Here is a 23,713-nt window from a genome sequence, read left to right as displayed (position 1 = left end):
ATTGTTGCCGTTTTTATTTATGCGCTGGGGAAGAAGAGCATGAGGGAATCAGTCAGTGAATTGATGCAGCGGTTCCGCCTGGAGCCGCTGGAGGACAACCTGTTCCGGGGGCTCAGCGAGGCCAACGGGCAGAGCAGTATCTTCGGCGGCCTGGTGGCCGGGCAGGCGTTGCTGGCGGCCTCGATGACGGTGCCGGAGGACCGCCCGGTGCACTCCCTGCACGCCTATTTCCTGCGGCCCGGCGATATCCGCCAGCCGGTGGTCTACGACGTGGACCGGATCCGCGACGGCAAGAGCTTCACCACCCGCCGGGTCAACGCGATTCAGCACGGCCGTCCTATTTTTAGTCTGTCCACGTCTTTCCAGGTGGAAGAGGAGGGCAGCCGCCACCAGACGCCGATGCCGGACGTGCCGGCGCCGGAGGATCTGGAGAGCGACGAGAGCGCCCGCCTGCGGGTGGCGGACCGCATTCCCGAGCAGTTCCGCGCCGCCTTTCTGCGCGAGCGGCCGGTGGAATTCCGCCCGGTGACGCCGCGCGACGTGTTCGCCCCGGAGTCCCGCGAGCCGCTCAAGCAGTTCTGGTTCCGGGTGCCGGACCCGATCGAGGCGGACCGCATGACCCACAAGGCGTTGCTGACTTATTGTTCGGATTTCGGTTTCATGGGCACCGCCATGCAGCCCCACGGCATGACCTTCTGGCAGAGCAATGTGCAGTGCGCCAGCCTGGACCACGCCATGTGGTTCTATGACGACCTGCGCGTGGACGACTGGCTGCTCTATCACTGCGAGAGCCCCGGCGCCGCCGGCGCGCGGGGGCTGACCTTCGGAGCCATCTACCGCCGCGACGGCACTCTGGTGGCCTCGGTGGCCCAGGAAGGGCTGATGCGGCTGCGGCCGGGCGAAGACCCGGTGTAAGTACCCTGGAAGATGCGCGGGTTTGGCGCTATCATGCGCGCCCCCATGACCGCCAACCCAAACCGATGAGGGGCGCAGCCGTGAACAAACTGGAAGACCACTTCGGACGCTGGAAAAACCGCGAAGAAATCGCAGAGGCCATGATCCCCATGATCGGCCGTCTCTACCGCGAGAAGAACGTGACCACCACCGTGTACAGCCGGTCCCTGGTCAACAATTCCGTGATCCAGATCCTCAAGACCCATCGCTTCGTCAAGCAGATCGAGGACTCCGAGCTGTTCGAGAGCGGTCTTTCCGTGGTCGATTCCTTCCCGATCCTGCAGGAAGTGACCAAGCTGGATCTGGGCCCCTGCCGCCTGGACATCGGCAAGCTGGCGGTGGAGTACAAGAAGGACAGCCGTGGCCTGTCCGTCGAGGACTACGTCCGCGAGGAGCTGGGCGAGGCGGTCAACGATAAGGTGGACCTGCCGGGCCAGACCGACGTGGTGCTGTACGGTTTCGGCCGTATCGGCCGCCTGCTGGCCCGCCTGCTGATCGAGAAGACCGGCTCCGGCGACGGCCTGCGCCTGAAGGCCGTGGTGGTCCGCGAGACCGGCAAGGGCGACCTGCAGAAGCGCGCCAGCCTGCTGCGCCGCGATTCCGTGCATGGCCCGTTCGCCGGCACCATCGCCGTGGACGAGGAAGACAACGCGATCATCGCCAACGGCAACTACATCAAGATCATTTACGCCAATGATCCGTCGGCGATCGACTACACCCAGTACGGCATCCAGGACGCGCTGCTGGTGGACAACACCGGCAAATGGCGCGACCGCGAGGGTCTCGGCCAGCACCTGAAGTGCCCGGGCATCAGCAAGGCGATCCTCACCGCGCCCGGCAAGGGCGACATCAAGAACATCGTGCCCGGCGTCAACCACGGCATGGTGGAGGACAGCGACACCATTCTGTCCCTGGCGAGCTGCACCACCAACGCCATCGTGCCGCCGCTCAAGGCGCTCAGCGACAAGTTCGGCATTGAGTACGGCCACGTGGAGACGGTGCACTCCTACACCAACGACCAGAACCTGCTGGACAACTTCCACAAGGGTCCGCGCCGGGGCCGGGCCGCGCCGCTGAACATGGTGCTGACCGAGACCGGGGCCGCTACGGCCGCCGCCAAGGCGCTGCCGGAGCTGGGCGGCAAGCTCAGCGGCAACTCCATCCGGGTGCCGACCCCGGACGTCTCCATGGCGATTCTCAACCTGACCCTGGAGCAGGAAACCACCCTTGAGGAGCTCAACGACTACCTGCGCTGGGTGAGCCTGCACTCGCCGCTGCAGCGTCAGCTGGACTTCATCCGCAGTCCGGACGCGGTGTCCACGGACTTCGTGGGCTCCCGGCACGCGTCGGTGGTGGACGCCGAGGCGACCATCGTCAACGGCCGCCACTGCGTGCTTTATGTCTGGTACGACAATGAGTTCGGCTACAGCTGCCAGGTGGTGCGGCTTCTGCAGCAACTGTCCGGGGTTGAATACCCGATTTACCCCAAGGATTGAGCCGTAGAACCTGAAAAAGCCCGCTTTCGCGGGCTTTTTTTCGACCGGGACACGCGGGCCCAGGCGGGTAATCCCACACGGTCAGTCCTGGCATCCGAACCACTCGGTCATTATAATGGCGCCGCCTTCCCACCTCCGCCTCCATCGCGGCCATCCGGGGAAAGCACCGCTTGACTTCAGAACACGCAACGTGGGCGAGACACTATGATCAAAATCAAGAAGGGGCTTGACCTGCCCATCGCTGGCGCGCCACGCCAGGCGATTGAGGAGGGTCATCAGGTCCGTTCTGTCGCCGTGCTCGGCGGCGACTACATGGGGATGAAGCCGACCATGGAGGTCCGCGAAGGCGACACGGTCAAGAAGGGCCAGCTGCTCTTCACGGATAAAAAGACCGATGGCGTGAAATACACCGCCCCCGCCGCCGGCAAGGTGGTGGCGATCAACCGCGGCCACAAGCGCGTGCTGCAGTCCGTGGTGATCGAGGTGGCCGACCAGGAAGACGAGGTCGAGTTCGACGCCCATGACGCCGCCGCCCTGGCTTCCCTGGACCGCGAGGCGGTACAGCGCCAGCTGATCGATTCCGGCGAGTGGACGCTGCTGCGCACCCGCCCGTTCGGCAAGGTGCCGGCGCCCGGCACCACCCCCAACTCGATTTTCGTCACCGCCATGGACACCAACCCCCTGGCGCAGGACCCGGCGGTGGTGATCAAGGCCAACGAGAGCAGCTTCCGCCACGGTCTCGCCGTGCTGGGCCGCCTCACCGACGGCCCGGTCTGGGTGTGCCGCGCGCCGGGCGGTGATCTGCCGGCCTTCGCCGAAGGCCAGATCCGTGAAGAAACCTTCACCGGCAAGCACCCGGCGGGCAACGCCGGCACCCATGTGCATTATCTTGACCCTGTCAGCCTCGCCAAGACCGTCTGGACGGTGGGCTACCAGGAAGTGATCGCCATCGGCAAGCTGTTCACCGAAGGCAAGATCAGCACCGACCGGGTAGTGGCGCTGACCGGTCCCCAGGTAAAAACGCCGCGTCTGATGCGCACCCGCGTGGGGGCCGGCATGGAAGACTTCACGCGCGGTGAACTCAAGGACGGCGACAATCGCATCGTGGGCGGCTCCGTGTTCAACGGCCATCACGCCCGCGGCCCGCTGATGTTCCTGAGCCGTTTCAGCAACCAGGTGACGGTGCTGCGCGAAGGCCGCGAGCGGCAGTTGCTGGGGTATATCTCACCGGGGCCCAACCGCTTCTCGGTGATGAACATTTATCTGTCCAAGCTGATGCCCGGCAAGCGCTTCAATCTGACCACCACCACCAACGGCAGTGAGCGCGCCATGGTACCGATCGGTGCCTACGAGCAGGTGATGCCGCTGGACATTCTGCCCACTCAACTGTTGCGCTCGCTGATCGTCGGCGACACCGATTCCGCCATCGCGCTGGGCGCGCTGGAAGTAGTGGAAGAGGACCTGGCGCTGTGCACCTACGTGTGCCCCGGCAAGTACGAGTACGGGCCGATTCTGCGCGACAACCTGACCACGATCGAGGTGGAGAGCTGAGATGGGCCTGAGAAACTACATCGACGACAAAATCGCGCCTCATTTCCACGAGGGCGGCAAGCTCGAGAAGTACTACGTCTTCTTCGAGATGTTCGACACCATGCTGTACAGCCCGGATTCGGTGACCCGGTCCGCCGCCCATGTGCGCGACGGCATCGACCTGAAGCGGATCATGATGACGGTCTGGTTCGCCACCTTCCCGGCGATCCTGTTCGGCCTCTACAACACCGGTTATCAGGCCAACCTGCAGATCACCGAGTTCGGTTACGACGCCATCCCCGGCTGGCGCGCCGACCTGGTGGCCATGCTGGCGGGCTTCGACTACCAGAGCTTCTGGGCCAATATGCTGCACGGCCTGGTCTACTACGTGCCGATTCTGGCCACCGTCTACCTCACCGGCTTCTTCTGGGAAGCCCTGTTCGCGTGGAAGCGCGGCCATGAGGTGAACGAGGGCTTCTTCGTCACCGGTATCCTGTTCACCCTGATTCTGCCGCCGGCGATTCCCCTCTGGCAGGTGGTGCTGGGCGTGTCCTTCGGCGTGGTGATCGGCAAGGAAGTGTTCGGCGGCACCGGCAAGAACTTCCTCAACCCGGCGCTGGTGGGCCGTGCCTTCCTGTATTTCGCCTACCCGGCGCAGATGTCCGGTGACGCGGTGTGGACCGCGGTGGACAACTTCTCCGGCGCGACGCCGTTGTCCCTGGCCGCCAGCGGCGACCTGAACTTCGCCGCCGGCCTGGGCGAGAACGCCCTGGCCGCCGGCGCCAACGGCGCCACCCAGAGCCTGGCCTGGATGGACACCTTCCTGGGCGGTATCCAGGGTTGTATCGGCGAGACCTCGGTGATCGCCATCGGCCTGGGCGCGATCTTCCTGCTGTTCACCAAGATCGCCTCCTGGCGCATCATGCTGGGCGTGCTGCTGGGCATGGTGGCGATGAGCGCGGTGTTCAACGGCGTCGGAAGCGACAGCAACCCGATGTTCGCGATGCCCTGGTACTGGCACCTGACCGTAGGCGGCCTGGCGTTCGGCCTGGTGTTCATGGCCACCGACCCGGTGTCCGCGGCGATGACCAACACCGGCAAGCTGATCTTCGGCGCGCTGATCGGTGTTATGACGGTGCTGATCCGGGTGATCAACCCGGCGTTCCCGGAGGGCATCATGCTGGCGATTCTGTTCGGCAACCTGTGCGCGCCCTTGATTGACTACTTTGTTACCCAGGCGAACATCCGTCGTCGCCTGCGTCGGACCGGGGGAGTGGCGTAATGGCTGGAAAGAACGAAAGCGTAGGCAAGACTCTGCTGGTCGCGTTCCTGGTGTGTCTGGTGTGCGCGGTGGTGGTCTCCACCGCCGCCGTGAGCCTGCGCCCGGTGCAGCAGAAGAACCAGACCCTGGACCGGCGCGTGAACATTCTGCAGGCCGCGGATCTGTACCAGCCGGGCATGGACGTGGAAAAGGCGTTCAACACCATCGAGCGCAAGTTCATTGATCTGGAAACCGGCGAGTACGTGGAAAAACCGGACTCCTACGACCAGCTCAAGGCCGCCAAGGATCCCGAGCGCAGCGAGCGCCTCAGCGGCGAGGAAGACATCGCCGGCATCAAGTCCCAGGCGGACGTGGCCGAGGTGTTCCTGGCGCGCAAGGATAACGGCGAGCTGAGCCGCATTATCCTGCCGGTGCGCGGCTACGGCCTGTGGTCCACCCTGTACGGGTTCATGGCCCTGGAAGCCGACGGCAAGACCATCGCCGGGCTGGGCTTCTACCAGCACGGGGAAACCCCGGGCCTGGGCGGTGAAGTGGACAACCCGAAGTGGAAAGCACTCTGGGAAGGCAAGAAGCTCTACGACGAAGACGGCGACATCGCCATCGAAGTGGTCAAGGGCTCCGTGGACAGCGGTACGCCCAACGCGGAAAACAAAGTCGACGGCCTGGCCGGCGCCACCCTGACCAGTAAGGGCGTCAGCAACCTGGTGCGGTTCTGGGTCGGCGAGAAGGGCTTCGGTCCTTATCTTGAGCGCATGCGGAACCAAAGCGGAGGAGAAGCGTAATGGCGGAGAAAACCAAGGACCTGTTATTCGGTCCCATTTTCGACAATAACCCCATCGCGCTGCAGATCCTGGGTATCTGCTCCGCGCTGGCGGTCACCAGTAACCTCAGCACCACGGTCACCATGTGTATCGCTCTGACCCTGGTGGTGGCGTTCTCCAACTTTTTCGTCAGCACGATCCGCAACAGCATTCCGTCGAGCATCCGGATCATCGTGCAGATGACCATCATCGCCTCGCTGGTCATCGTCGTGGATCAGTTCCTGAAAGCCTACGCGTACAGCATCTCCAAGCAGCTGTCGGTGTTCGTCGGCCTGATCATCACCAACTGTATCGTGATGGGCCGCGCCGAAGCGTTCGCCATGCAGAACAAGCCGCTGCCGTCGTTCATGGACGGCATCGGTAACGGCCTGGGCTATTCCGTGCTGCTGCTGGTGCTGGGCTTTATCCGTGAGCTGTTCGGCGCCGGCAGCCTGTTCGGCGTGCAGGTGCTGCCCTCGGTCGCCGACGGCGGCTGGTACCAGACCAACGGCCTGCTGTTGTTGCCGCCCAGCGCCTTCTTCCTGATCGGCTTCTTCATCTGGGCGGTGCGCGCCTGGAAGCCGGAGCAGGTGGAAGAGGACGACTTCAAGATGAAGCCGCACACCCGTGTCAGCGACGCGTTCTAAGCGACGGCCTGGAGGATTTGAAGCATGTTTGAACATTATCTGAGCCTGTTCGTACGCGCCGTTTTCGTTGAGAACATGGCGCTGGCTTTCTTCCTTGGCATGTGCACCTTTATCGCCGTGTCCAAGAAAATCTCCACGGCCATTGGTCTGGGTGTCGCCGTGGTGGTGACCCTCACCATCACCGTGCCGGTGAACAACCTGATCCTGAACTACCTGCTCGGCGAAGGCGCACTGGCCTGGACCGGCATCGAGGCGCTGGCCAATCTGGACCTGCGCTTCCTGGGGCTGCTCAGCTACATCGGGGTGATCGCCGCGCTGATCCAGATTCTCGAGATGACGCTGGATAAATACGTGCCCAGCCTCTACAACGCGCTGGGCGTGTTCCTGCCGCTGATCACGGTGAACTGCGCGATTCTCGGCGCGTCCCTGTTCATGGTGGAGCGTGACTACAACCTGGGCGAGTCCCTGGTTTACGGCATCGGCGCCGGCACCGGCTGGGCCCTGGCCATCACGCTGCTGGCCGGTATCCGTGAGAAACTGAAGTACAGCGATGTGCCCGACGGCCTCAAGGGGCTGGGCATCACCTTCATTACCGTGGGGCTGATGTCGCTCGGGTTCATGTCCTTCTCCGGCGTGCAGTTGTAAAGGGGAAACAGCATCATGAGTTTTGAAATTATTCTCGGCGTGGTCATGTTCACCACCATCGTGCTGGCACTGGTGGCGGTGATTCTGGTGGCCCGCTCCCGGCTGGTGGTCAGCGGCAATGTGCACATCGACATCAACAACGATGCCGAAAAGGCCATCGACGCCCCGGCCGGCGGCAAGCTGCTCGGCACCCTGGCCGACCAGGGTATCTTCCTGTCCTCCGCCTGTGGCGGCGGCGGCACCTGCGCGCAGTGCCGTTGCCAGGTGCTGGAAGGCGGCGGTGACATCCTGCCCACCGAGGAAGGCCATTTCACCAAAGGCCAGATCCGCGACGGCTGGCGCCTGAGCTGCCAGGTGGCGGTCAAGCAGGACATGAAGATCAAGGTGCCGGAGGAATTCTTCGGCGTGAAGAAGTGGGAATGCGAGGTGGTGTCCAACCCCAACGTGGCCACCTTCATCAAGGAACTGACCCTGAAGCTGCCGGAAGGCGAGAACGTGGATTTCCGCGCCGGCGGTTACGTGCAGCTGGAATCGCCGCCCTACGACATCAAGTTTTCCGACTTCGACATCGAAGAGGAATTCCGCGGTGACTGGGAGCGCTTCAACTTCTTCGATCTCACGGCGAAAAGCGACGAGACCGTGGTACGCGCCTACTCCATGGCCAATTACCCGGAAGAGAAGGGCATCCTCAAGTTCAACATCCGTATCGCCACGCCGCCTCCGGGCTCCCAGGGCATTCAGCCCGGCCTGATGAGCTCCTACGTGTTCAGCCTGAAGCCCGGCGACAAGATCACCGTGTTCGGGCCCTTCGGCGAGTTCTTCGCCAAGGACACCGACGCGGAGATGGTGTTCATCGGCGGTGGCGCCGGCATGGCGCCCATGCGCAGCCACATCTTCGACCAGCTCAAGCGCCTCAACTCCAAGCGTAAGATCAGCTTCTGGTACGGCGCCCGCTCGATCCGCGAGACCTTTTACTCGGAAGAGTACGACAAGCTGGCCGAAGAGAACGATAACTTCGAGTGGCACCTGGCGCTGTCCGATCCGCTGCCCGAGGACAACTGGGAAGGCCCCACCGGCTTCATCCACAACGTGGTCTACGACATGTACCTCAAGGACCATCCGGCGCCGGAGGACTGCGAGTACTACATGTGCGGCCCGCCGATGATGAACGCCTCGGTGATCAAGATGCTCGAGGACCTGGGCGTCGAACCCGAAAACATCATGCTGGATGATTTCGGCGGGTGAGCCTTCTTTGTGCGAGCGGGCCCAGCCCGCGAAAGGCAAGCTCCGCTTGCCGGCAGGATTCCAGAGACGTTGTTTGTGCTGCCGTTAGAAAGGGCTCTGGGATCCTGCCGGGAGTTTCGCTCCCTTTCGCGGGCAAGGCCCGCTCCCACAAGGCCCGCTCCCACAATTTCTGCAAGCCGCTTTCAACCTTCAACCTTGTCGTAGGCAGGCCGATGCGAAACCCGCTCCTTCGTTTTTCCTTGCTGCTGGTGGCGTTCGCACTCCTGACCGCCTGCGACGACACCACCGATCGTCTTTCCCAGCTCTCCGGGCCCACCATGGGCACCAGCTGGTCGGTGAAGTTCACCGGCACCCCGGAGAACGGCGTGCCGGCGCTCAAGAGCGCGATTGAGTCCTCCCTGGAGGACATCAACCAGGAAATGAGCACCTACCTGCCGGATTCGGCGATCAGCCGGTTCAACGGCCTGGAGGCGGGCGGCAGCCTGGTGCTGCCGTCGGATTTCGCCATGGTGCTGGACGAGGCCCTGGGTCTGGCCGAGGCCACCGACGGCGCCTACGACGTGACCGTGGGGCCGCTGGTCAACCTGTGGGGCTTCGGGCCGGACCCGGAACGCTTCGAGCCGCCGGCGGCGGAAGACATCGAGGCGGCCCGCCGGCGGGTCGGCTGGCACAAGCTGAAGCTGGACGACCGCACCCTGACGCAGCCGGGCGGTGTCTATTTGGATCTGTCCTCCATCGCCAAGGGTTTCGCCGTGGATAAGCTGGCGCATCTGCTTGAAAAAGCGGGTATCAGCAATTATCTGGTGGAGATCGGCGGCGAACTGCGCGCTTCCGGCACCAAGCCCCAGGGCCTGCCCTGGCGGGTGGCGGTGGAACGGCCGATCCCCGGTGTGCGCGAAGTGGAGAAGGTGGTGCCGCTGCGCGACCTGGCCATCGCCTCCAGCGGTGACTACCGCAATTTCTTCGAGAAAGACGGCAAGCTCTATTCCCACACCCTGGACCCGCGCACCGGCCGGCCGGTGGAGCATAAACTGGGCTCGGTGACCGTGTTACACTCCAGTTGTGCCACCGCGGACGGGCTCGCCACCGCGCTCACCGTACTCGGCCCGGAGAAGGGCCTGGCGTTCGCCGAAGAGCGTGAACTGGCGGTGCTGTTTATTGTCCGAACTGATGACGGGGTCGAAGAAGTCATGACCCCGGCTTTCGAGGCGCTCCTCGAGAGCCGTGAAGGAGGAAACTGAAATGCTCGCAACCGTGATAGCCAGTATTGTTGTCTTCGCGCTGCTGTTCACCGGCATGGCGATCGGCTCGATTCTCGCCAATAAACCGGTGAAGGGTTCCTGCGGCGGTCTCGCCACCCTGGGCATGAAGCAGGGCTGTGAAATCTGCGGCGGCGACCAGGACGCCTGCGACGAAAACAGCCGCGAAGTGAACGCCAAGCGCGCCGGCGAACTCGGCAAGGACGTCCTCAAGACCTGATCTTGCTCTCTGGGATTACCCCCGCCCCACAATCACCGCGGTCCGCAACCTCGACTGCCCATACCGCGTCATCTGCTCGAAGCGATCCCGGCTGATCGGCACGTGCTGGCAGTCCAGCGGCACCTGATCGTCCGCCGGGTCCGGGTCGTGAATGTAGAAGCACTCCCGGTCGGCGCCGCTCACTACCACCCAGTGGGGCGCCTTGCGCCCGTCCAGCCGCCAGGTACTGATCAGCACGATGGCCACTTCGCCGTCCTGTAACGCCTGGTCCAGCCGCTCGGCGGTGAGCTCCTGGTAGTGCACCGGCACCGCCTGATGTTTCGCTTCGTCCTCGAAATGCCGGTGTACGGTTTCGATCACCCGCTTCTTGTTCTCATCGCGCACCGAATCCAGAAACAACGGCCCGCTCTGGTTGCAGTAGACGGTGGCGCTCAGCCCCCGGCGGCGGGCGGCCAGCGCCAGGCCCAGCGGGTGGCAGCCGCCGTGGCCGGCGGTCATGAAGATGGTGGTGGCTTCCCGCCATATCAGCAGCTCGTCGGTGTCCGCCGGGGCGTGGCCGTCCAGGGCGTGGCGGGCCATCAGCAGGCAGGCGGGCCCGCAGGTGAATTCGGTGGTCTGGCGCACCCAGGGAATATCCAGCCGCGCCGGGTTCTCCGGCTTGTAGTGCAGCCGCTTCTGGAAGCGCAGGGCGTCCTGGTGGTCCTCATAGTAGTCCGGGGTTTCCGCGAACAACTTGTAGCCCAGACGCTCGTAAAGGCGGATCGCCGCCGGGTTGTCCCGGCGCACTTCCAGGCGCAGATAGAGGCGTTTTTCCCGGTGGGCGTAGCGCTCGGCGGCGTTCATCAACTGCTCGCCGAGCCCCTTGCCGCGACACGCCGGGTCGGCGGCGATGGAATAGAGACGCGCCATGCGCGTGCCGCGCTGCAGAATCACCAGTGCGTAGCCGGCCAGGGCGCCCTCGGCGCCTGCTTCGTCGCTCAGGCCATGGGCCACGATCAGCCCGGAATGGGCCTGGCGGATCCAATGGCGGAAGCTGCGGCGTGACAGCCGGTCGCCGTCGAAGCAACGCTGCTCCAGGTCAACAAGGGCATCCAGGTCTTCGGGGCGGGCGGGGCGAAACGAAAAAGCGGCGGTCATGGCGTAATCCGGAAACAGACCGGGGCAGCATAAAGCGGAGTGGGGCGGTGAAGCCAGCGCTTCCCGACGGATGACGCCGGGGCCCGTCAAACGGCATACTGGCGCGATAAGGAGATCACACCATGCCCCAAGCGTCCGCCCCCAACCGAGGGCTGATTTTGTCCGGCGGCGGCGCTCGCGCCGCCTATCAGGTCGGCGTGCTGAGCGCCATCGCCGATATGCTGCCGGCCCACAGCAGCAACCCGTTTCCGATTATCTGCGGCACCTCCGCCGGTGGCATCAACGCCGCCGCCTTGGCCGCCGGCGCCCACGACTACCGGCTGGCGGTGCGCGGCCTGGAGCGGGTGTGGGCCAACATGACCGCCGAGCAGGTCTACCGCACCGATATCTTCGCCTTTCTGCGCAGCCTGCTGCGCTGGCTGATCAGCTCCGCCGCCGGCGGCCGGGCGGTGACCCGCAGCGCCTTGCTCGACAGCACGCCGCTGAAGCGGCTGCTGCGGCTGGTGATCAACTTCCAGCGCATCGAGGAGAGCATCCGCCAGGGGCATCTTCGGGCGCTGTCGATCACCGCCTCCAGCTACGCCACCGGCGAATCAGTGGCGTTTTTCCAGGGGGCTGAGGGCGTGGACGAGTGGACCCGCGCCCGCCGGCTGGGCCGGCGCTCGGACATCGGCGTGCAGCATCTGCTGGCGTCGGCGGCGATCCCGCTTCTGTTTCCCGCCGAGAAAGTGGACGGCAGCTACTACGGCGACGGCGCGGTGCGCCAGCTCGCCCCGGTGAGCCCGGCGCTGCATCTGGGCGCCGACAAGCTGCTGGTGATCGGCGTGTCCGGTAACGTCAGCGCCGACCACCAGCGCCAGCTCAGCGGCTACCCGTCGCTGGCCCAGGTGCTCGGCCATGTGCTCAACAGTGTGTTCGTGGACACCCTGGAAGGGGACGTGGAGCGGCTCGAGCGGATCAACCGCACCGTGGAGGCGCTCGGCAAACGGGCCCGCAGCCAGCACGGCATCCAGCTGCGCCAGGTGGACGTGCTCAAGATCTACCCCTCCCAGCCCATCGACGAGATCGCCGCCGAGCACATCAAGGAGCTGCCGCGCACGCTGCGTTTCTTCCTGAGCGGCTCCGGCGCCACCCGCTCGCCCGGCGCCAGCGCGGTCAGTTATCTGCTGTTCGAGCCCGGCTTTACCGGCCGATTGATGTCACTGGGCTACCAGGACGCCAAGGCCCGTGAAGATGAAATCCGCGCCTTTTTTGAGGATTGAAGCAGGTAAAGAGCTTTGTGCGCGAGCGCCCTGTGGGAGCGGGCTCTGCCCGCGAAAGGCCGGCGACGCCGGCCGGCAGGATCCCAGAGACCTGTCTCAGCCCTTCCGCGCCGCGCGCCGCTCAAAATGGGCGATAAAACTGGTGGGGAAATCGGTGATGATGCCGTCCACGCCCAGCTCCACCATGCGCTCCGCCCGGGTCAGATCGTTCACCGTCCAGGTGGACACCTTCAGGTTGCGGCGCCGCGCCCGGCGCATCAGCGCCGGCGTCACCAGGGTGTGGCGCGGCATCAGCCAGGTGCAGCCCAGCGCCACCGCCCGCCGGGTGGGTTGCTGGTAGCGGTACTCCGCCACATAGCCGCGCTCGATGTGGGCGGTCATGGTGCCGAGCATGCGCAGAAAGCCGGTGTGGCTGGAGGTGACCACCACCCGGTCATTCATTTGTCGCTGGTTGATGAAGTCCACCAGCTGGTGGGCGAGGCGGTGCAGGATGGCCCGGTCCGCGCCTTTCACTTCGAACTGAAAGCGCATGGACGGCCCGCACAGATCCACCACTTCCCGCAGTGAGGGGATGCCCAGGGGGCTGTGCCAGCCGGGGGTGTTGCGGCGCGCGTCCAGCACTTCCAGTTGCGAAAGGGTGTAGTGGTGCGCCTTGCCCCGCTCGCCGGTGGTGCGGGTGACGTTGGCGTCGTGCACCACGATCAGATGGCCGTCCCGGGACAGCCGCACGTCCAGCTCGATTTCGGTGACGCCCGCCTCCATGGCGACCTGGAAGCCCGCCGCGGTGTTTTCCGGGGCCTCGCCGCGGGCGCCGCGGTGGCCGACAATGGTGGGGAAGGTACTCATCAAGCCTCGAATTGATAAGGTTGCCTTGGCGGCCGTCGGCCGCGATTCAGCGTGCAGGATACAGGATGCAGGCGCGATTTTGTGTCCTTGGTGTGACGGCTGTGTTGCAAGGCTTGGGGGACTTGTCTGGTGGGAGCGGGCCCTGCCCGCGAAAGGCAAGCTTCGCTTGCCGGCAGGATTCCAGAGACGTTGTTTGTGCTGCCGTTAGAAAGGACTCTGGGATCCTGCCGGGAGCTTCGCTCCCTTTCGCGGGCTAGGCCCGCTCCCACGACATAGTTCTGTCATCTTTTTGCTGCTAGTGTCGGCGCGTCTTCGACGGAAGTGGAAAGTCATGGGTGCTTTGTTGAAAGCCTACGGGCGGTTGTTCGTGCGCTCCTGGTGTCCGGATTACGGCGGCACGCTGAAGGGGGTGTCGCCGCGCCGCTGGCTGGTGATGGCGCTGTTCTGGCCGCTGTTCGTGCTGCTGCAGGCGATCAACGGCGCCGGGCTGATGCTCGATTACCTGCTGTTTCCCGACTTCCGCCGGGTGCGCGTGCGCGAGCCGCTGTTCGTGGTCGGTGTGCCGCGCAGCGGCACCACCTTTCTGCACCGGCTGCTGGCCGGCGACCGCGAGCGCTTCACCACCACCGCCCTGTGGGAGCTGATCTTCGCGCCGTCCATCACCCAGCGCTTTTTTTGGCGCGGGGTGGGGCGGCTGGACGCCCTGGTCGGCGCGCCGCTGAGCCGGCTGTTCTTCCGGCTGGAACGGTGGGTGCTGGGCGGGCTGGACGATGTCCATCAGACCGGCCTGCGCGACCCGGAGGAGGACTATCTGGCGCTGCTGCCGGTGCTGGGCTGCTTCCTGCTGGTCCTGGCGGTGCCGGACCCGGCGCTGTGGCGCCTCACCTACGCGGACCGGGATCTGCCGGCGGCGGAGAAACGGCGGCTGATGGCCGCCTACCGGCGCTTCGTGCAGCGTCACCTGTACTTCCACGGCGAGCACCGCACTTTCCTGTCCAAGAACCCGTCGTTCACGCCGTTCATGGCCACCCTGGCGGACGCCTTCCCCGACGCCCGTTTTATCGGCTGCCTGCGCAACCCCACCGCCGCGGTGCCCTCGCAGATCAACTCCATCGTGATCGGCGGCAAGCTGTTCGACGGCCGCGACACCGCCGACTACTGGCGTGAAGGCTTCCTCGCCATGCTCGATTACTACTACCGGCACTTGCTGGAACAGCTCGACGGCCTGCCGGAGGGGCGCGGCGCCCTGTCGGTGATGGAAACCCTGGCGGCCGCGCCCGGCGAGACTGTAAGCGGATTTTACCGGACCTTCGGCTGGACCCCGTCGCCGGCGTACCGCGCCTTTCTGGACGGCGAGGACCGCCGCGCCGCCGCCTACCGCAGCGGCCACCGCTATTCCCTGGAGAACCTGGGCGTGGACCCGGGCCGTCTGGCGGCGACCTTCGGCTGGGTCTACGACCGTTTCGGCTACCCCCGACCCGGTGACTGAACCGTGCTAGGGTAGGGGTGTCATAAATACGACACACGTGGTGCGGATACTGACGACCATGAAAACAAAAGACCTGCGCGTACTGTTCGTCGTCGACGCCATGAAAGGCCGCAATGGGGTCGGCGCCTACTTCCAGGACCTGGTCGCCCACCTGGACGGGGTGGTGGCCCGGGCGGAGCTGGTGTCCCCCAGCCTGGAGGACCCCCATCCCTGCCAGGGGCTGTCCATGCCGATCCCCGGCGATCCCACCCAGCGCCTGTTCCTGCCGAAAATGCGCGAGCTCACCGCCCTGGTGTGGGAGATGAAACCCCATGTGATCGTGATTCCCGGACCGGGGATTTTCTCCCTCGGCGCGTTCTGGGTGGCGCGCAAACTGGGCATCCCGGTGTGCGTGACCTTCCAGACCGACTACGACAGCCTGGTGCGGCTGTACTGGGGGCCGCGTCTGGCGCGCCTGGCCGGCGGCCTGCTCAACTGGGTCAACCGCACCCTGTTCCAGGGCAGCAGCGCGGTGGCCACCATCTGTGAAAGCCTGATCGCCGACGCCCGCGCCGCCGGCGCCCGGCACCCGCAACTGGTGGGCACACCGCTGGGCCCGGAGTTCGTCGAGCGGCCGCCGCTGCCGCTGGCGGAGAAACTGGATTCGGTGCTCTACGTGGGCCGGCTGGCGGCGGAGAAAAACATCGAACGCTGCCTGGCGCTGGCCGCCCAGCGACCGGACTGCCGATTCACCGTGGCCGGGGACGGCCCGCTGCGGGAGAAAGTGGAAGAGCAGGCCCGCCGACTGCCCAATCTCACCTTCCTGGGCTGGTGCAGCCGGGCGCAGGTGGTGGAGCAGCTGGACGCCGCCCAGGTGCTGGTGCTGCCGTCGGTGGTGGAGGCGTTCGGCACCGTGGCCCTGGAAGCCATGGCCCGCCAGCGGCTGGTGATCACCACGCCGGCCTGCGGCATCAATCAATGGCCGGAGCTGGCCCGCGGGCTGGCGATCATGGAAGAGGGCGAGAGCCTCGGTGACACCCTGGCGCGTCTGCAAGCGCAGAGCCCGGCGCAGCGCCGTGAGCGCGCCGAACAGGCCCGCCACGCCGCCCTCACCATGAACCAGCGCGCCATGGACACCTGGCTGCAGGTGCTCGGCCACTGCGCCCGCCAGGCGCCGCTGCTGCCCAAGCGCTGGCCGTCGCCGACCCTGGCCGTGTTGCGCCGTTTGAGCACCGCCCGCCCGGAGCTCTGAGATGGCGTTAAGCGGCTTGATCTCGATTCACGATGTGATGCCGGAGACCCGTGAGCGGGTCACGGACATCCTCGAGCAGCTCGCCTGGCTGCCGCCGGCGGCGGTGACGCTGCTGGTGGTGCCCGGCAAGGACTGGCGGGCCGCCGATCTGGACTGGCTGCGCGACCTTAGCGAGCGCGGCTACCCGCTTGCCGGCCACGGCTGGCGGCACCGCTGCGACACCCCGAAAAGCCTTCACCACCGTCTGCACAGCGCGTTCATTTCCCGGGACGCGGCCGAGCATCTGTCGCTGGACGAAGAGCGCATCATCGCGCTGATTCAGGATTGTCACCGCTGGTTCGTGGAGCACGGCCTCACCCCCGGGCCGCTCTATGTGCCGCCCGCCTGGGCGCTGGGGGCGGTGAACAAGCGCCGGCTGGCGGCGCTGCCGTTCCGCTACTACGAAACCCTGGGCGGCCTCTACGACGCCCGCGACCAGCGCTTTCACCCCATGCCGTTGCTGGGCTTTGAGGCCGATACCACGCTGCGCGCCTGGAGCCTCAATCTGTTCAACCGGGGCAACTATCTGGCGGCCCTGGCCAGCGGACGCACCCTGCGTGTGTCCATCCACCCCCAGGATCTGCAGCTGCGCCTGGGTGCGCAGGTGCTGCCCTGGGTGCGGCGTCTGGAACGCCCGCTTGAGGCCTACGCCTGAATCACGCCTGCGCGGAATCCGAAATCGGCTGCTTCAGGCGCTCCACGTTTTCTTCCAGGAAGGCAATGAAGGCCCGGGTCTTCGCCGGCAGCAGGTCCCGTCCGGCGTACACCAGATAGAAATCCAGGTCCGGCGCCCGGTAGCGCGGCATCAGCTGCACCAGCTCGCCGCGGTCCAGGTGCTCGGCGATATCCCAGCGGCTTTTCAGCGCCACGCCGTAGCCTTTCAGCGCCCACTCGCGCAGTGTTTCGCTGTTATCGGTGATCAGGTTGCCGGACACTTTGACGTGGTGCTGGCCGCCGTATTCGTCCTCAAGCTGCCATTGGTCCTTGAAGGAGCCGTGGCAGTCCAGGATCAGGCAGTCGTGCCGTTTCAGGTCCTTGGGGTGGCGGGGCGCTTTGCGGCCTTTCAGGTAAGCCGGCGACGCGCACACGCAGCAGGGGTTGCTCATCAGCCGCTTGGCCACCAGGGAGGCGTCGTCCGGCGCGCCGATGGAAATCGCCACGTCCACGTCGTCGAGCACCATGTCCACATAGCGGTCGCCCAACGACAGTTGCACCGTCACGTCGGGGTACAGCTTGGAGAATTCCGATACCAGCGGCGCAATACGATTGCGGCCCAGACCGATGGTGGAACTTACCTTGAGCATGCCCCGGGGAACGTCCCGGCAGGCACTGACATAGGCAATCGCTTTGTTGAGCTGGCTGAGCAGGGTATCCACCCGCACATACAGCGCCTGGCCCTCGCTGGTGAGCCTGAGCCCCCGTGCGTTACGCACCAGCACGCGCACTCCGAGCTCCTGCTCGATGCGCGATATATACTTACTGATGGACGCCACGGAAAGACCCAAATCATTGGACGCTTCGGAAAGACTCCCCGCCTTAACGACCGACACAAACACACTGAGATCAGCTATCCGTTTCATCGTCGAATCCTTATTTTAAGGAACCGAGACGGCCGGCATAGGCGTTATCGAGCCACGCAAGACGGTGCAGCGGTTCCTTCCACCTTTTGTTTTTCTTCAGGGTTTTGATCCCCTCCGGGCATTAGCCCGCCCCGGGGGCCCAGCACCCGTCCCGTTGAGGTGTTTTCCTACCGATCCTTGGACAGTTCTTTAAAAACTATAACACAAGACAACCGTTTTACGACGCTTTGGCGGCGGCTTCCCAGAGCGCCTTTTCTCTCACCTCGAAGCCGCGCGGCGCGGGCATTTCGAAGGAAAAAGAGCGGTCTTCGCCGGCGCTCTGTTACAAAAAAGTTTGGCGCGGAGCGAAAAAAGTACCGGTAAAGCGGCCAGTGTTTCCTCTGGTAACATCTGTAAACATGGTGGCGTTTTGATGGCGCCCAATCGGCGTTTTGCGCCTGCCACAAAGAGCGGACCTACCGCACAAAAGAAAGTAAATACTGAAGTGTCATTTTGTATATTTATTTGTCTACTTTTTCATAAAGATGGCGTTTTCGGCGGTCGAAAAACACGCAAAAAGTGTCTGTCACCATAAAATGTGACCGGCTGGTCAGTGCCGTAAATAAAGGCTTTCCGGCTTTTTTTCGTTTTTTGAAACACCTGTTTTCACGTTTTCTTGTGTCCGACGTCTGTCAGGCCCCTATAGCCTCAGCAGATGCACCACCCCGAGGGTGCCTAACCCGTTCATGGACAGTTCGGGACATAAAACCAATAACGATCGTTTGCGGCGCACATCCGCAAACAATAGAGAACAACAAACAATCGGAGGGAAAATCCGCATGCGACCGCTTCCTTATTTGAAGACCGGGCTGTGTGCCAGCGCCCTATTGCTGGCACCTGCTATCTCCCTGGCGAATATGGGCAACACCGCCACCACCTACGGCTTGCTGCCCACGGACATCGCGTCCGCGCAAGCGCTTTCCATGTTTAATACCCAGGTTTCCACCGCGTATTATAATCCGGCCTACTTGGCGCACAGCACCAAGAGCGAGCTCACCGCCGGCCTGATGCACGCCGAGCATAATCTCAAGGCCGACAGCCAGCAGTTCGGCACCTACACCGTGCAGGACGACCCCACCCAGCAGGTGCTGCTGGGCCTGAAAGCCGATCTCAGCGACCTCACCGAGCTGGGCCAGCCCATGTACCTGGGCGTGATGATCGGCTCCGAGAAGTTCGGTGACGAGCTGCTCGCCTTCGGCTCCCGCACCGACGCCGACGGCCAGTACTTCAACTACGGCCGCCAGCCGCTGTTCCTGAGCATCGGCGTGGGCACCCACGTATGGCGCGGCCTGGACATCGGCATCGGCACCAAGGTTACTCTCAAATCCGAGGCCTCCCTGGTGGCGCAGACCAATCTGGCCGGCGACACCGAGTACGAAGAGCTCAATGTCTCCGCCAAGCCGGTGCTGCGTCCCATCATCAGCATGAACTTCGACTGGGAAGAGACCTTCTGCCCGGACGCGCAGTGCTGGTATGACGGTCTGGAAACCGCGTTCGCCTTCAAGGGTTACTCCGACTCTTCCGTGGAAGTGAACGCCAACACCATCATCCCCGGCACCATCCCGGATCCCGGTCTGTTCATCGATATCGCCACGGTGGATTCCTACCAGCCCAACATCTACACCCTGGGCATGCAGCTCAAGCGCGACACCTGGCGCCTGGGCCTGGCGCTGGAAATGCAGGAATGGTCCGCCCTGGAAGACGAGCTCAACAACGACACCGTCAAGAACAACCTGGGCCTGGAGTTCGACGACATCGTCATCCCGCGCATCGGCGCCGAGTACTACCTGAACGACACCTTCACCTTCACCGGTGGCGTGGCGTTCGAGGAATCGCCGCTGGCCAACGACGTGAACCCGGAAGTGAACTACCTGGATTCCGACCGCACCGTGATCGGCCTGGGCATGAGCGCCACCTTCGACCACGTCTACGGCCTCAAGCATCCGCTGCGTCTGGACTTCGGCTACCAGTACCACCTGATGGAAGAGCGTGAGTTCCAGATCGTATCCAGCCAGCCGACCGCACTGAACAACGACGTGGTGGAAACCAAAGGCGACGTCAATGTATTCGCCGGCTCCATCAGCATGCAGTTTTAAGGGGGCACCATGAAGACAAGAATGATCAAGCGGAAAGGAACGCTGCTGTCCTCCGTCGCGGTGCTCGGCACCGCGATGCTGCTTACCGCCTGCGGCGGTGACGGCGGCGATTCACCTGTCGACGATTTCGGCAGCAACCCGGGCGAGGGCGACAATCAAGCGCTGCTCTACGCCTATCCCGATAACGGCCAGGGCGAAATCTCCACCGCCGCGCCGGTGGTACTGCGCTTCTCCAGCGCCGTGAATCTCGGCGAAGCGCAGAACTCGATCACCGTTTACGAAGGTGATGCGCAAACCGGCACCGTGGTGGCCGTCACCCCGGAATCGGTGGCCAAAGAACCCAACAACGTGCTGCTGCAGCCTGACGAGGACCTGAAGCCTAACCAAACCTACACAGTGGTGATCGAGGACCTGCGTCTGCGCAAAGGCACCGCCAAGGACCAGACCCTCACCTTCACCACCCGGCCGCTGCACGAAGGCCCGAAAAGCCTGGTGGTCAAGGACGAGGCCTTCGAAGTGAGCCGCCGCATGCCCGACGGCTCGGCCATGGAACCGGTGATGGATTTCTCCAGCTTCCGCTTCCAGTTCACCCAGCCGATCGACCGTGCCACCGCCACCTACGGCGACTCCGTGACGCTCACCAGCAGCGGCGGCGACACCGTGGACGCGACCCTGCTGATCGACGGCGCCTACATGACCGTGGACCCGGAGGCAGAATACTTGAAGGCTGGCGAAACCTACACGCTGGACATCACCGCGGACCTGGCCAGCACCTACGGCGAGACCTTTGGCGCCGAGAGCTACACTTTCAGGCCGAAAGACTCTTCCCCGGGCCGCGATCCGGCGATCCTGGTGCAGAAACTCACCCAGGGTGATACGTCCCGCCTCACCGGCAAGCCGGTGAACGAAGTGCCCGTCAACGGCACCCTGCTGGGCGAGGACAAAAACATCACCCAGGCCAGTGCCGAAGTGGTACGTGCTGAACTGGCGGATGTGACCACCTACACTGACGTCACGCCTATCCGTTTGCCCAAAGGTACCGTCCTGAGCGGTGAGAAAATCGATCCGATTCTTATCGGCGGTGAAGTAGACGCCGGGTTTGATTCCGGCGATGTCACTATGACCGTACTGTCCGACGCCAGCGGCTACCTGGTGCCGAACCCCTATGCTGAAAACAACCCGGATGCGCTGCGTATCGTGCACCTGCTGATGGACGTGGGCATCGCCACCAGTGAAGCGCGCGCCAACGGCGCCTTCACCCAGGACCTCCTGCACATCGAGTTGGTGGGCCTAGCTGAAGTGGACCCGGAAGCTGGTGTGTTGAACTTGGATGCGGTAAGCGTGGTTGAGCCGAACATTCTGGGCCAGGAGTACGGCTATGGGATGCTGAGTTTTCAGTTGCAGTCTTATAAGGACCAAAACAGCTCGCAGGAGATGATAGTCGATACCTCTCCACCTCAGTTGCAAAGCTGGACCCAGAGTGACAGCCGCTTGTCTGGTACAAAAGATACTATTATTTTAAACTTTGACGAGCCGATTGCCCCATCAAGCATTAACGGGAATGTATTCTTGTATGAGAATCAGCAGCCCTTACCTATTAACTACCATGTTGATGGGTCGGCAATTGTTGTGCGCCTAGACAGAACAAGCGATTTAGGGGGGGGCTACAAAAAAGTTTCTTCTGACTATCTAAAAAAGAATAAAGAAAATGAAATATACCAGTACAATATTACTGTAAGCGGTGGCGTTGAGGATATTGAAGGTAATACTTCAGATGAATTGAGTCTTGAATTTCAATTGCCAACTGTCGTTCAAAACAAAACTGTTTTACAGCCGGGGCCTGCAAGCTTCTTGGATGAAGTTGTGAACCATTCCCCTGTCTTATTGGCCGTATATCCCGGCTTTCCATGCGCAGTAGAGCCAGGAACTACCGATATAGCGAATGATGTATCAGGCAGATGTGCTGGTGGCTTCCCAGGCATCACAGATGGTACGCCAATAGACAATAAAGAGGCTGACGATTTGATACCTATAATGAACGTATCGAAAAGCAGGCCGATTGTCGTGAAGTTCTCCGAGCCGATGTCTAGCAGTAGCATAGTTCCCGGGGTAACTTTTATAGTTGAAAAGCTAAACGAGGACGATACTTATAGTGAGGTGCCGGGCGTCCTTAAACTGGATTCAGATACCGCTTACTTCTATCCCGAAACTGAGTGGAAAGCCGGCGAAGTATACAGGTATACTCTTGCATCATCAGGCTATGAGATCGATCAGTTTTCCGGGGATGCGAAGAAGATTGCTGCCAACAGTAACTATGAATGCGGCATGACAGCTATTTGTGATATTTCAGGATTGCCATTGCAGACCCAGGCGCTCGGCTATGTTGAGGTTACGCCTATAAGCGAAGGTGGGGCTCCGGGGATTGATGTTGTTCGGGAAAAAAGAGTTATTAGAACGGGACCCGAAATGAACGCTGGTGGCCCAAACATGGTTCAATACTTTAAAGGCGCCGAGCCATCTTCAAATGTTCTCCAGTTACTAGAAACAGCCCCTGTTTCTGATGTTAACGCTAATTTATTCAGTGAACGAGACACGTCAAATAACGTATTTTTTGGTGCGGGCCGCTATAGTTTCGCGGTTCAGGAGCCCGGGCCTACGGATATCTCTGACCCCTACACTACAGAGCAGTATGATCCAGACGGCGTTATCGGCGCACCTAATAGTGTAAAGCTCTTGTCTCGCTTCAATACACAGCCTACGCCTGAAATCGCTGGCGTTAATGGAGCCAATATTGGTTGTAGTTACCAGTTCCCAATACAGTCTTTTGATAACCCAGCGCCCTTGCCGTGCCCCGAACATAAGTTTTCCTATCTTATCGGTGCGATGTTCGCTGAGGTCACCAACGAGATCTCTGAGCAAGGCTTGAAGGTTAATCTTTGGCCTGCGCAGATAATGGCGAGTTCGCTAGACATCACAGCGCCTCTCCGGTTTAGTCCTGGCGCGGAGCTGCCTTTCCCAGGATTGACCGGCCCTCAGATGCTACGGCTGAGGTATTCTCAGGACTCAGACGGTGAAAGGACCAAGCCTATACCAGCTTTTATTAAGAATACTGGCGACGGCCTTGTTTTGCGTGCAGAAGTAGATCTCTATGTGGATGCACCTTATATTACTGAGTATGCGGTAGGCGCTCCGGAGAATACTCAAAGTCTAATGAGTTACCCGATCACTATGAATCTCGAAGGGGCGGTTTCTTTCTTGGATGATGGGCGTATGCAGGTAGAACAATACAATATCAACCCTGTTGATATTTACTTGGATCTTCATAACGCATCTGGTGGCAATTTTGGTTACGCAGACCTCTTCGTTCCAGAACGAGGTAGCAGACTTAATTTTGTTTCTGACTTAATAAAATAGTATTGTGATTTACTCGAAATGATTTTTTTGTAGATTTATAGATCAATGTCTAAGCCAACTTCGGTTACAGGGGTTGGCTTTTTTTGTGCTGAGAGGTTATGCCCTGGTCAGCAGAAATGCGAGAGTAAGTGTTTGCTCAGTTTAATAATTAGATCTATATCGGATTTTAATTATTCCCGCTTTTGTATACGTTGACCACGGCTTAAATAGCTTTTAATGTTGCTGTAATTTCTTCATTAGATTGATGCTACATTGTGTGTCAATCCGTTAGAAGCATGCCAGTCTTTTATGCATTACTTTCTTTGACTGAGTGCCAGTTTTCTTGGTTTGGCGCTGAGGTCTCAGCTGGAACTGCTGTTTAATTTTTTTGGTTGTAGAATTTTCCGGTCTAACATGCAGTTTTATCAATGATGCGTGAATTTATAATACTTAAATTGCAGGGATCTTCTGGTCGTGAGAGCGAATGTAGCTGATTACCCATTTTCGCGATGATTTTTCAAGG

The 23,713-nt window shown here is 62.1% G+C and carries 19 protein-coding genes; 16 read left to right on the top strand and 3 right to left on the bottom strand.

Annotated features, from left to right (window positions below; genetic code table 11):
• The first annotated feature begins 39 nt into the window (after nt 1–39).
• From ACEQZD_RS06700 to nqrM, 10 genes are all read left to right on the top strand, one after another.
• A complete protein-coding gene (locus ACEQZD_RS06700; protein ID WP_185956943.1) occupies nt 40–915 on the top strand; it encodes an acyl-CoA thioesterase II in 876 nt (291 codons plus the stop codon).
• A gap of 80 nt (nt 916–995) precedes the next feature.
• Entirely contained in the window at nt 996–2,450 is a 1,455-nt protein-coding gene (locus ACEQZD_RS06695; RefSeq protein ID WP_335628542.1) for a glyceraldehyde-3-phosphate dehydrogenase, read from the top strand.
• Between the two features lie 204 nt (nt 2,451–2,654).
• Nucleotides 2,655–4,001, top strand: a complete 1,347-nt coding sequence (locus tag ACEQZD_RS06690) for a Na(+)-translocating NADH-quinone reductase subunit A (protein WP_194856519.1) — start codon at nt 2,655–2,657, stop codon at nt 3,999–4,001.
• A 1-nt stretch (nt 4,002) separates the two neighbouring features.
• A complete protein-coding gene (locus tag ACEQZD_RS06685) occupies nt 4,003–5,262 on the top strand; it encodes an NADH:ubiquinone reductase (Na(+)-transporting) subunit B (protein ID WP_335628541.1) in 1,260 nt (419 codons plus the stop codon).
• Nucleotides 5,262–6,044, top strand: coding sequence for a Na(+)-translocating NADH-quinone reductase subunit C (locus tag ACEQZD_RS06680; protein WP_142949418.1), 783 nt, complete (start codon nt 5,262–5,264; stop codon nt 6,042–6,044). The genes ACEQZD_RS06685 and ACEQZD_RS06680 overlap by 1 nt, the downstream gene beginning before the upstream one ends.
• Complete coding sequence (locus ACEQZD_RS06675; RefSeq protein WP_142949417.1) at nt 6,044–6,709, top strand: NADH:ubiquinone reductase (Na(+)-transporting) subunit D; 666 nt, start codon at nt 6,044–6,046, stop codon at nt 6,707–6,709. Before ACEQZD_RS06680 ends, ACEQZD_RS06675 begins: the two co-directional genes overlap by 1 nt.
• Before the next feature lie 24 nt (nt 6,710–6,733).
• Complete coding sequence (gene nqrE, locus ACEQZD_RS06670) at nt 6,734–7,354, top strand: NADH:ubiquinone reductase (Na(+)-transporting) subunit E (RefSeq protein ID WP_142949416.1); 621 nt, start codon at nt 6,734–6,736, stop codon at nt 7,352–7,354.
• A 15-nt stretch (nt 7,355–7,369) separates the two neighbouring features.
• Nucleotides 7,370–8,599: an NADH:ubiquinone reductase (Na(+)-transporting) subunit F gene (gene nqrF, locus ACEQZD_RS06665; RefSeq protein ID WP_142949415.1), complete on the top strand. Its 1,230-nt coding sequence runs from the start codon at nt 7,370–7,372 to the stop codon at nt 8,597–8,599.
• 212 nt (nt 8,600–8,811) lie between these two features.
• Nucleotides 8,812–9,840 carry an FAD:protein FMN transferase gene (locus ACEQZD_RS06660; protein ID WP_335628540.1) on the top strand — a complete coding sequence of 343 codons (1,029 nt, stop codon included), beginning with the start codon at nt 8,812–8,814 and terminating at the stop codon, nt 9,838–9,840.
• 1 nt (nt 9,841) lies between these two features.
• Nucleotides 9,842–10,078: a (Na+)-NQR maturation NqrM gene (gene nqrM, locus ACEQZD_RS06655; RefSeq protein WP_142949413.1), complete on the top strand. Its 237-nt coding sequence runs from the start codon at nt 9,842–9,844 to the stop codon at nt 10,076–10,078.
• Between the two features lie 15 nt (nt 10,079–10,093).
• Here nqrM and ACEQZD_RS06650 read toward each other — a convergent pair whose 3' ends face one another.
• The gene (locus tag ACEQZD_RS06650) at nt 10,094–11,215 is read right to left on the bottom strand and encodes a GNAT family N-acetyltransferase/peptidase C39 family protein (protein ID WP_370184689.1); all 1,122 of its coding nucleotides are present in this window, start codon (nt 11,213–11,215) and stop codon (nt 10,094–10,096) included.
• A gap of 122 nt (nt 11,216–11,337) precedes the next feature.
• On the opposite strand from ACEQZD_RS06650, the gene ACEQZD_RS06645 reads away from it, so the two are divergent.
• A complete protein-coding gene (locus ACEQZD_RS06645) occupies nt 11,338–12,477 on the top strand; it encodes a patatin-like phospholipase family protein (protein ID WP_142949411.1) in 1,140 nt (379 codons plus the stop codon).
• A gap of 96 nt (nt 12,478–12,573) precedes the next feature.
• Here the strand turns inward: ACEQZD_RS06645 and ACEQZD_RS06640 are convergent, their stop codons facing one another.
• On the bottom strand, nt 12,574–13,323 hold the full coding sequence (locus ACEQZD_RS06640; RefSeq protein ID WP_370184688.1) for a glycerophosphodiester phosphodiesterase: 750 nt from the start codon (nt 13,321–13,323) through the stop codon (nt 12,574–12,576).
• A 331-nt stretch (nt 13,324–13,654) separates the two neighbouring features.
• Between ACEQZD_RS06640 and ACEQZD_RS06635 the strand changes: the two genes are divergently transcribed.
• From ACEQZD_RS06635 to ACEQZD_RS06625, 3 genes are read left to right on the top strand one after another with little or no spacing between them, the layout of a single operon-like run.
• Nucleotides 13,655–14,812, top strand: a complete 1,158-nt coding sequence (locus ACEQZD_RS06635) for a sulfotransferase (protein ID WP_370184687.1) — start codon at nt 13,655–13,657, stop codon at nt 14,810–14,812.
• 58 nt (nt 14,813–14,870) lie between these two features.
• Complete coding sequence (locus tag ACEQZD_RS06630) at nt 14,871–16,043, top strand: glycosyltransferase (protein ID WP_370184686.1); 1,173 nt, start codon at nt 14,871–14,873, stop codon at nt 16,041–16,043.
• 1 nt (nt 16,044) lies between these two features.
• Nucleotides 16,045–16,737, top strand: coding sequence for a polysaccharide deacetylase family protein (locus ACEQZD_RS06625; protein ID WP_370184685.1), 693 nt, complete (start codon nt 16,045–16,047; stop codon nt 16,735–16,737).
• A gap of 1 nt (nt 16,738) precedes the next feature.
• On the opposite strand, the gene ACEQZD_RS06620 is transcribed toward ACEQZD_RS06625, so the two are convergent.
• Nucleotides 16,739–17,662 (bottom strand): LysR family transcriptional regulator, encoded by a 924-nt coding sequence (locus ACEQZD_RS06620; RefSeq protein WP_142949406.1) that lies wholly within the window; start codon nt 17,660–17,662, stop codon nt 16,739–16,741.
• Nucleotides 17,663–18,480: 818 nt separating this feature from the next.
• Here ACEQZD_RS06620 and ACEQZD_RS06615 point away from each other — a divergent pair.
• Both ACEQZD_RS06615 and ACEQZD_RS06610 read left to right on the top strand, forming a co-directional pair.
• A complete protein-coding gene (locus tag ACEQZD_RS06615) occupies nt 18,481–19,797 on the top strand; it encodes an outer membrane protein transport protein (RefSeq protein ID WP_370184684.1) in 1,317 nt (438 codons plus the stop codon).
• Nucleotides 19,798–19,818: 21 nt separating this feature from the next.
• Nucleotides 19,819–23,211: an Ig-like domain-containing protein gene (locus ACEQZD_RS06610; protein WP_370184683.1), complete on the top strand. Its 3,393-nt coding sequence runs from the start codon at nt 19,819–19,821 to the stop codon at nt 23,209–23,211.
• Nucleotides 23,212–23,713 lie beyond the last annotated feature (502 nt).

It is taken from the genome of Alloalcanivorax sp., assembly GCF_964221125.1.
In the GTDB taxonomy this organism is placed as follows: domain Bacteria; phylum Pseudomonadota; class Gammaproteobacteria; order Pseudomonadales; family Alcanivoracaceae; genus Alloalcanivorax; species Alloalcanivorax venustensis.
This window is presented reverse-complemented; position numbering and strand designations above follow the sequence as displayed.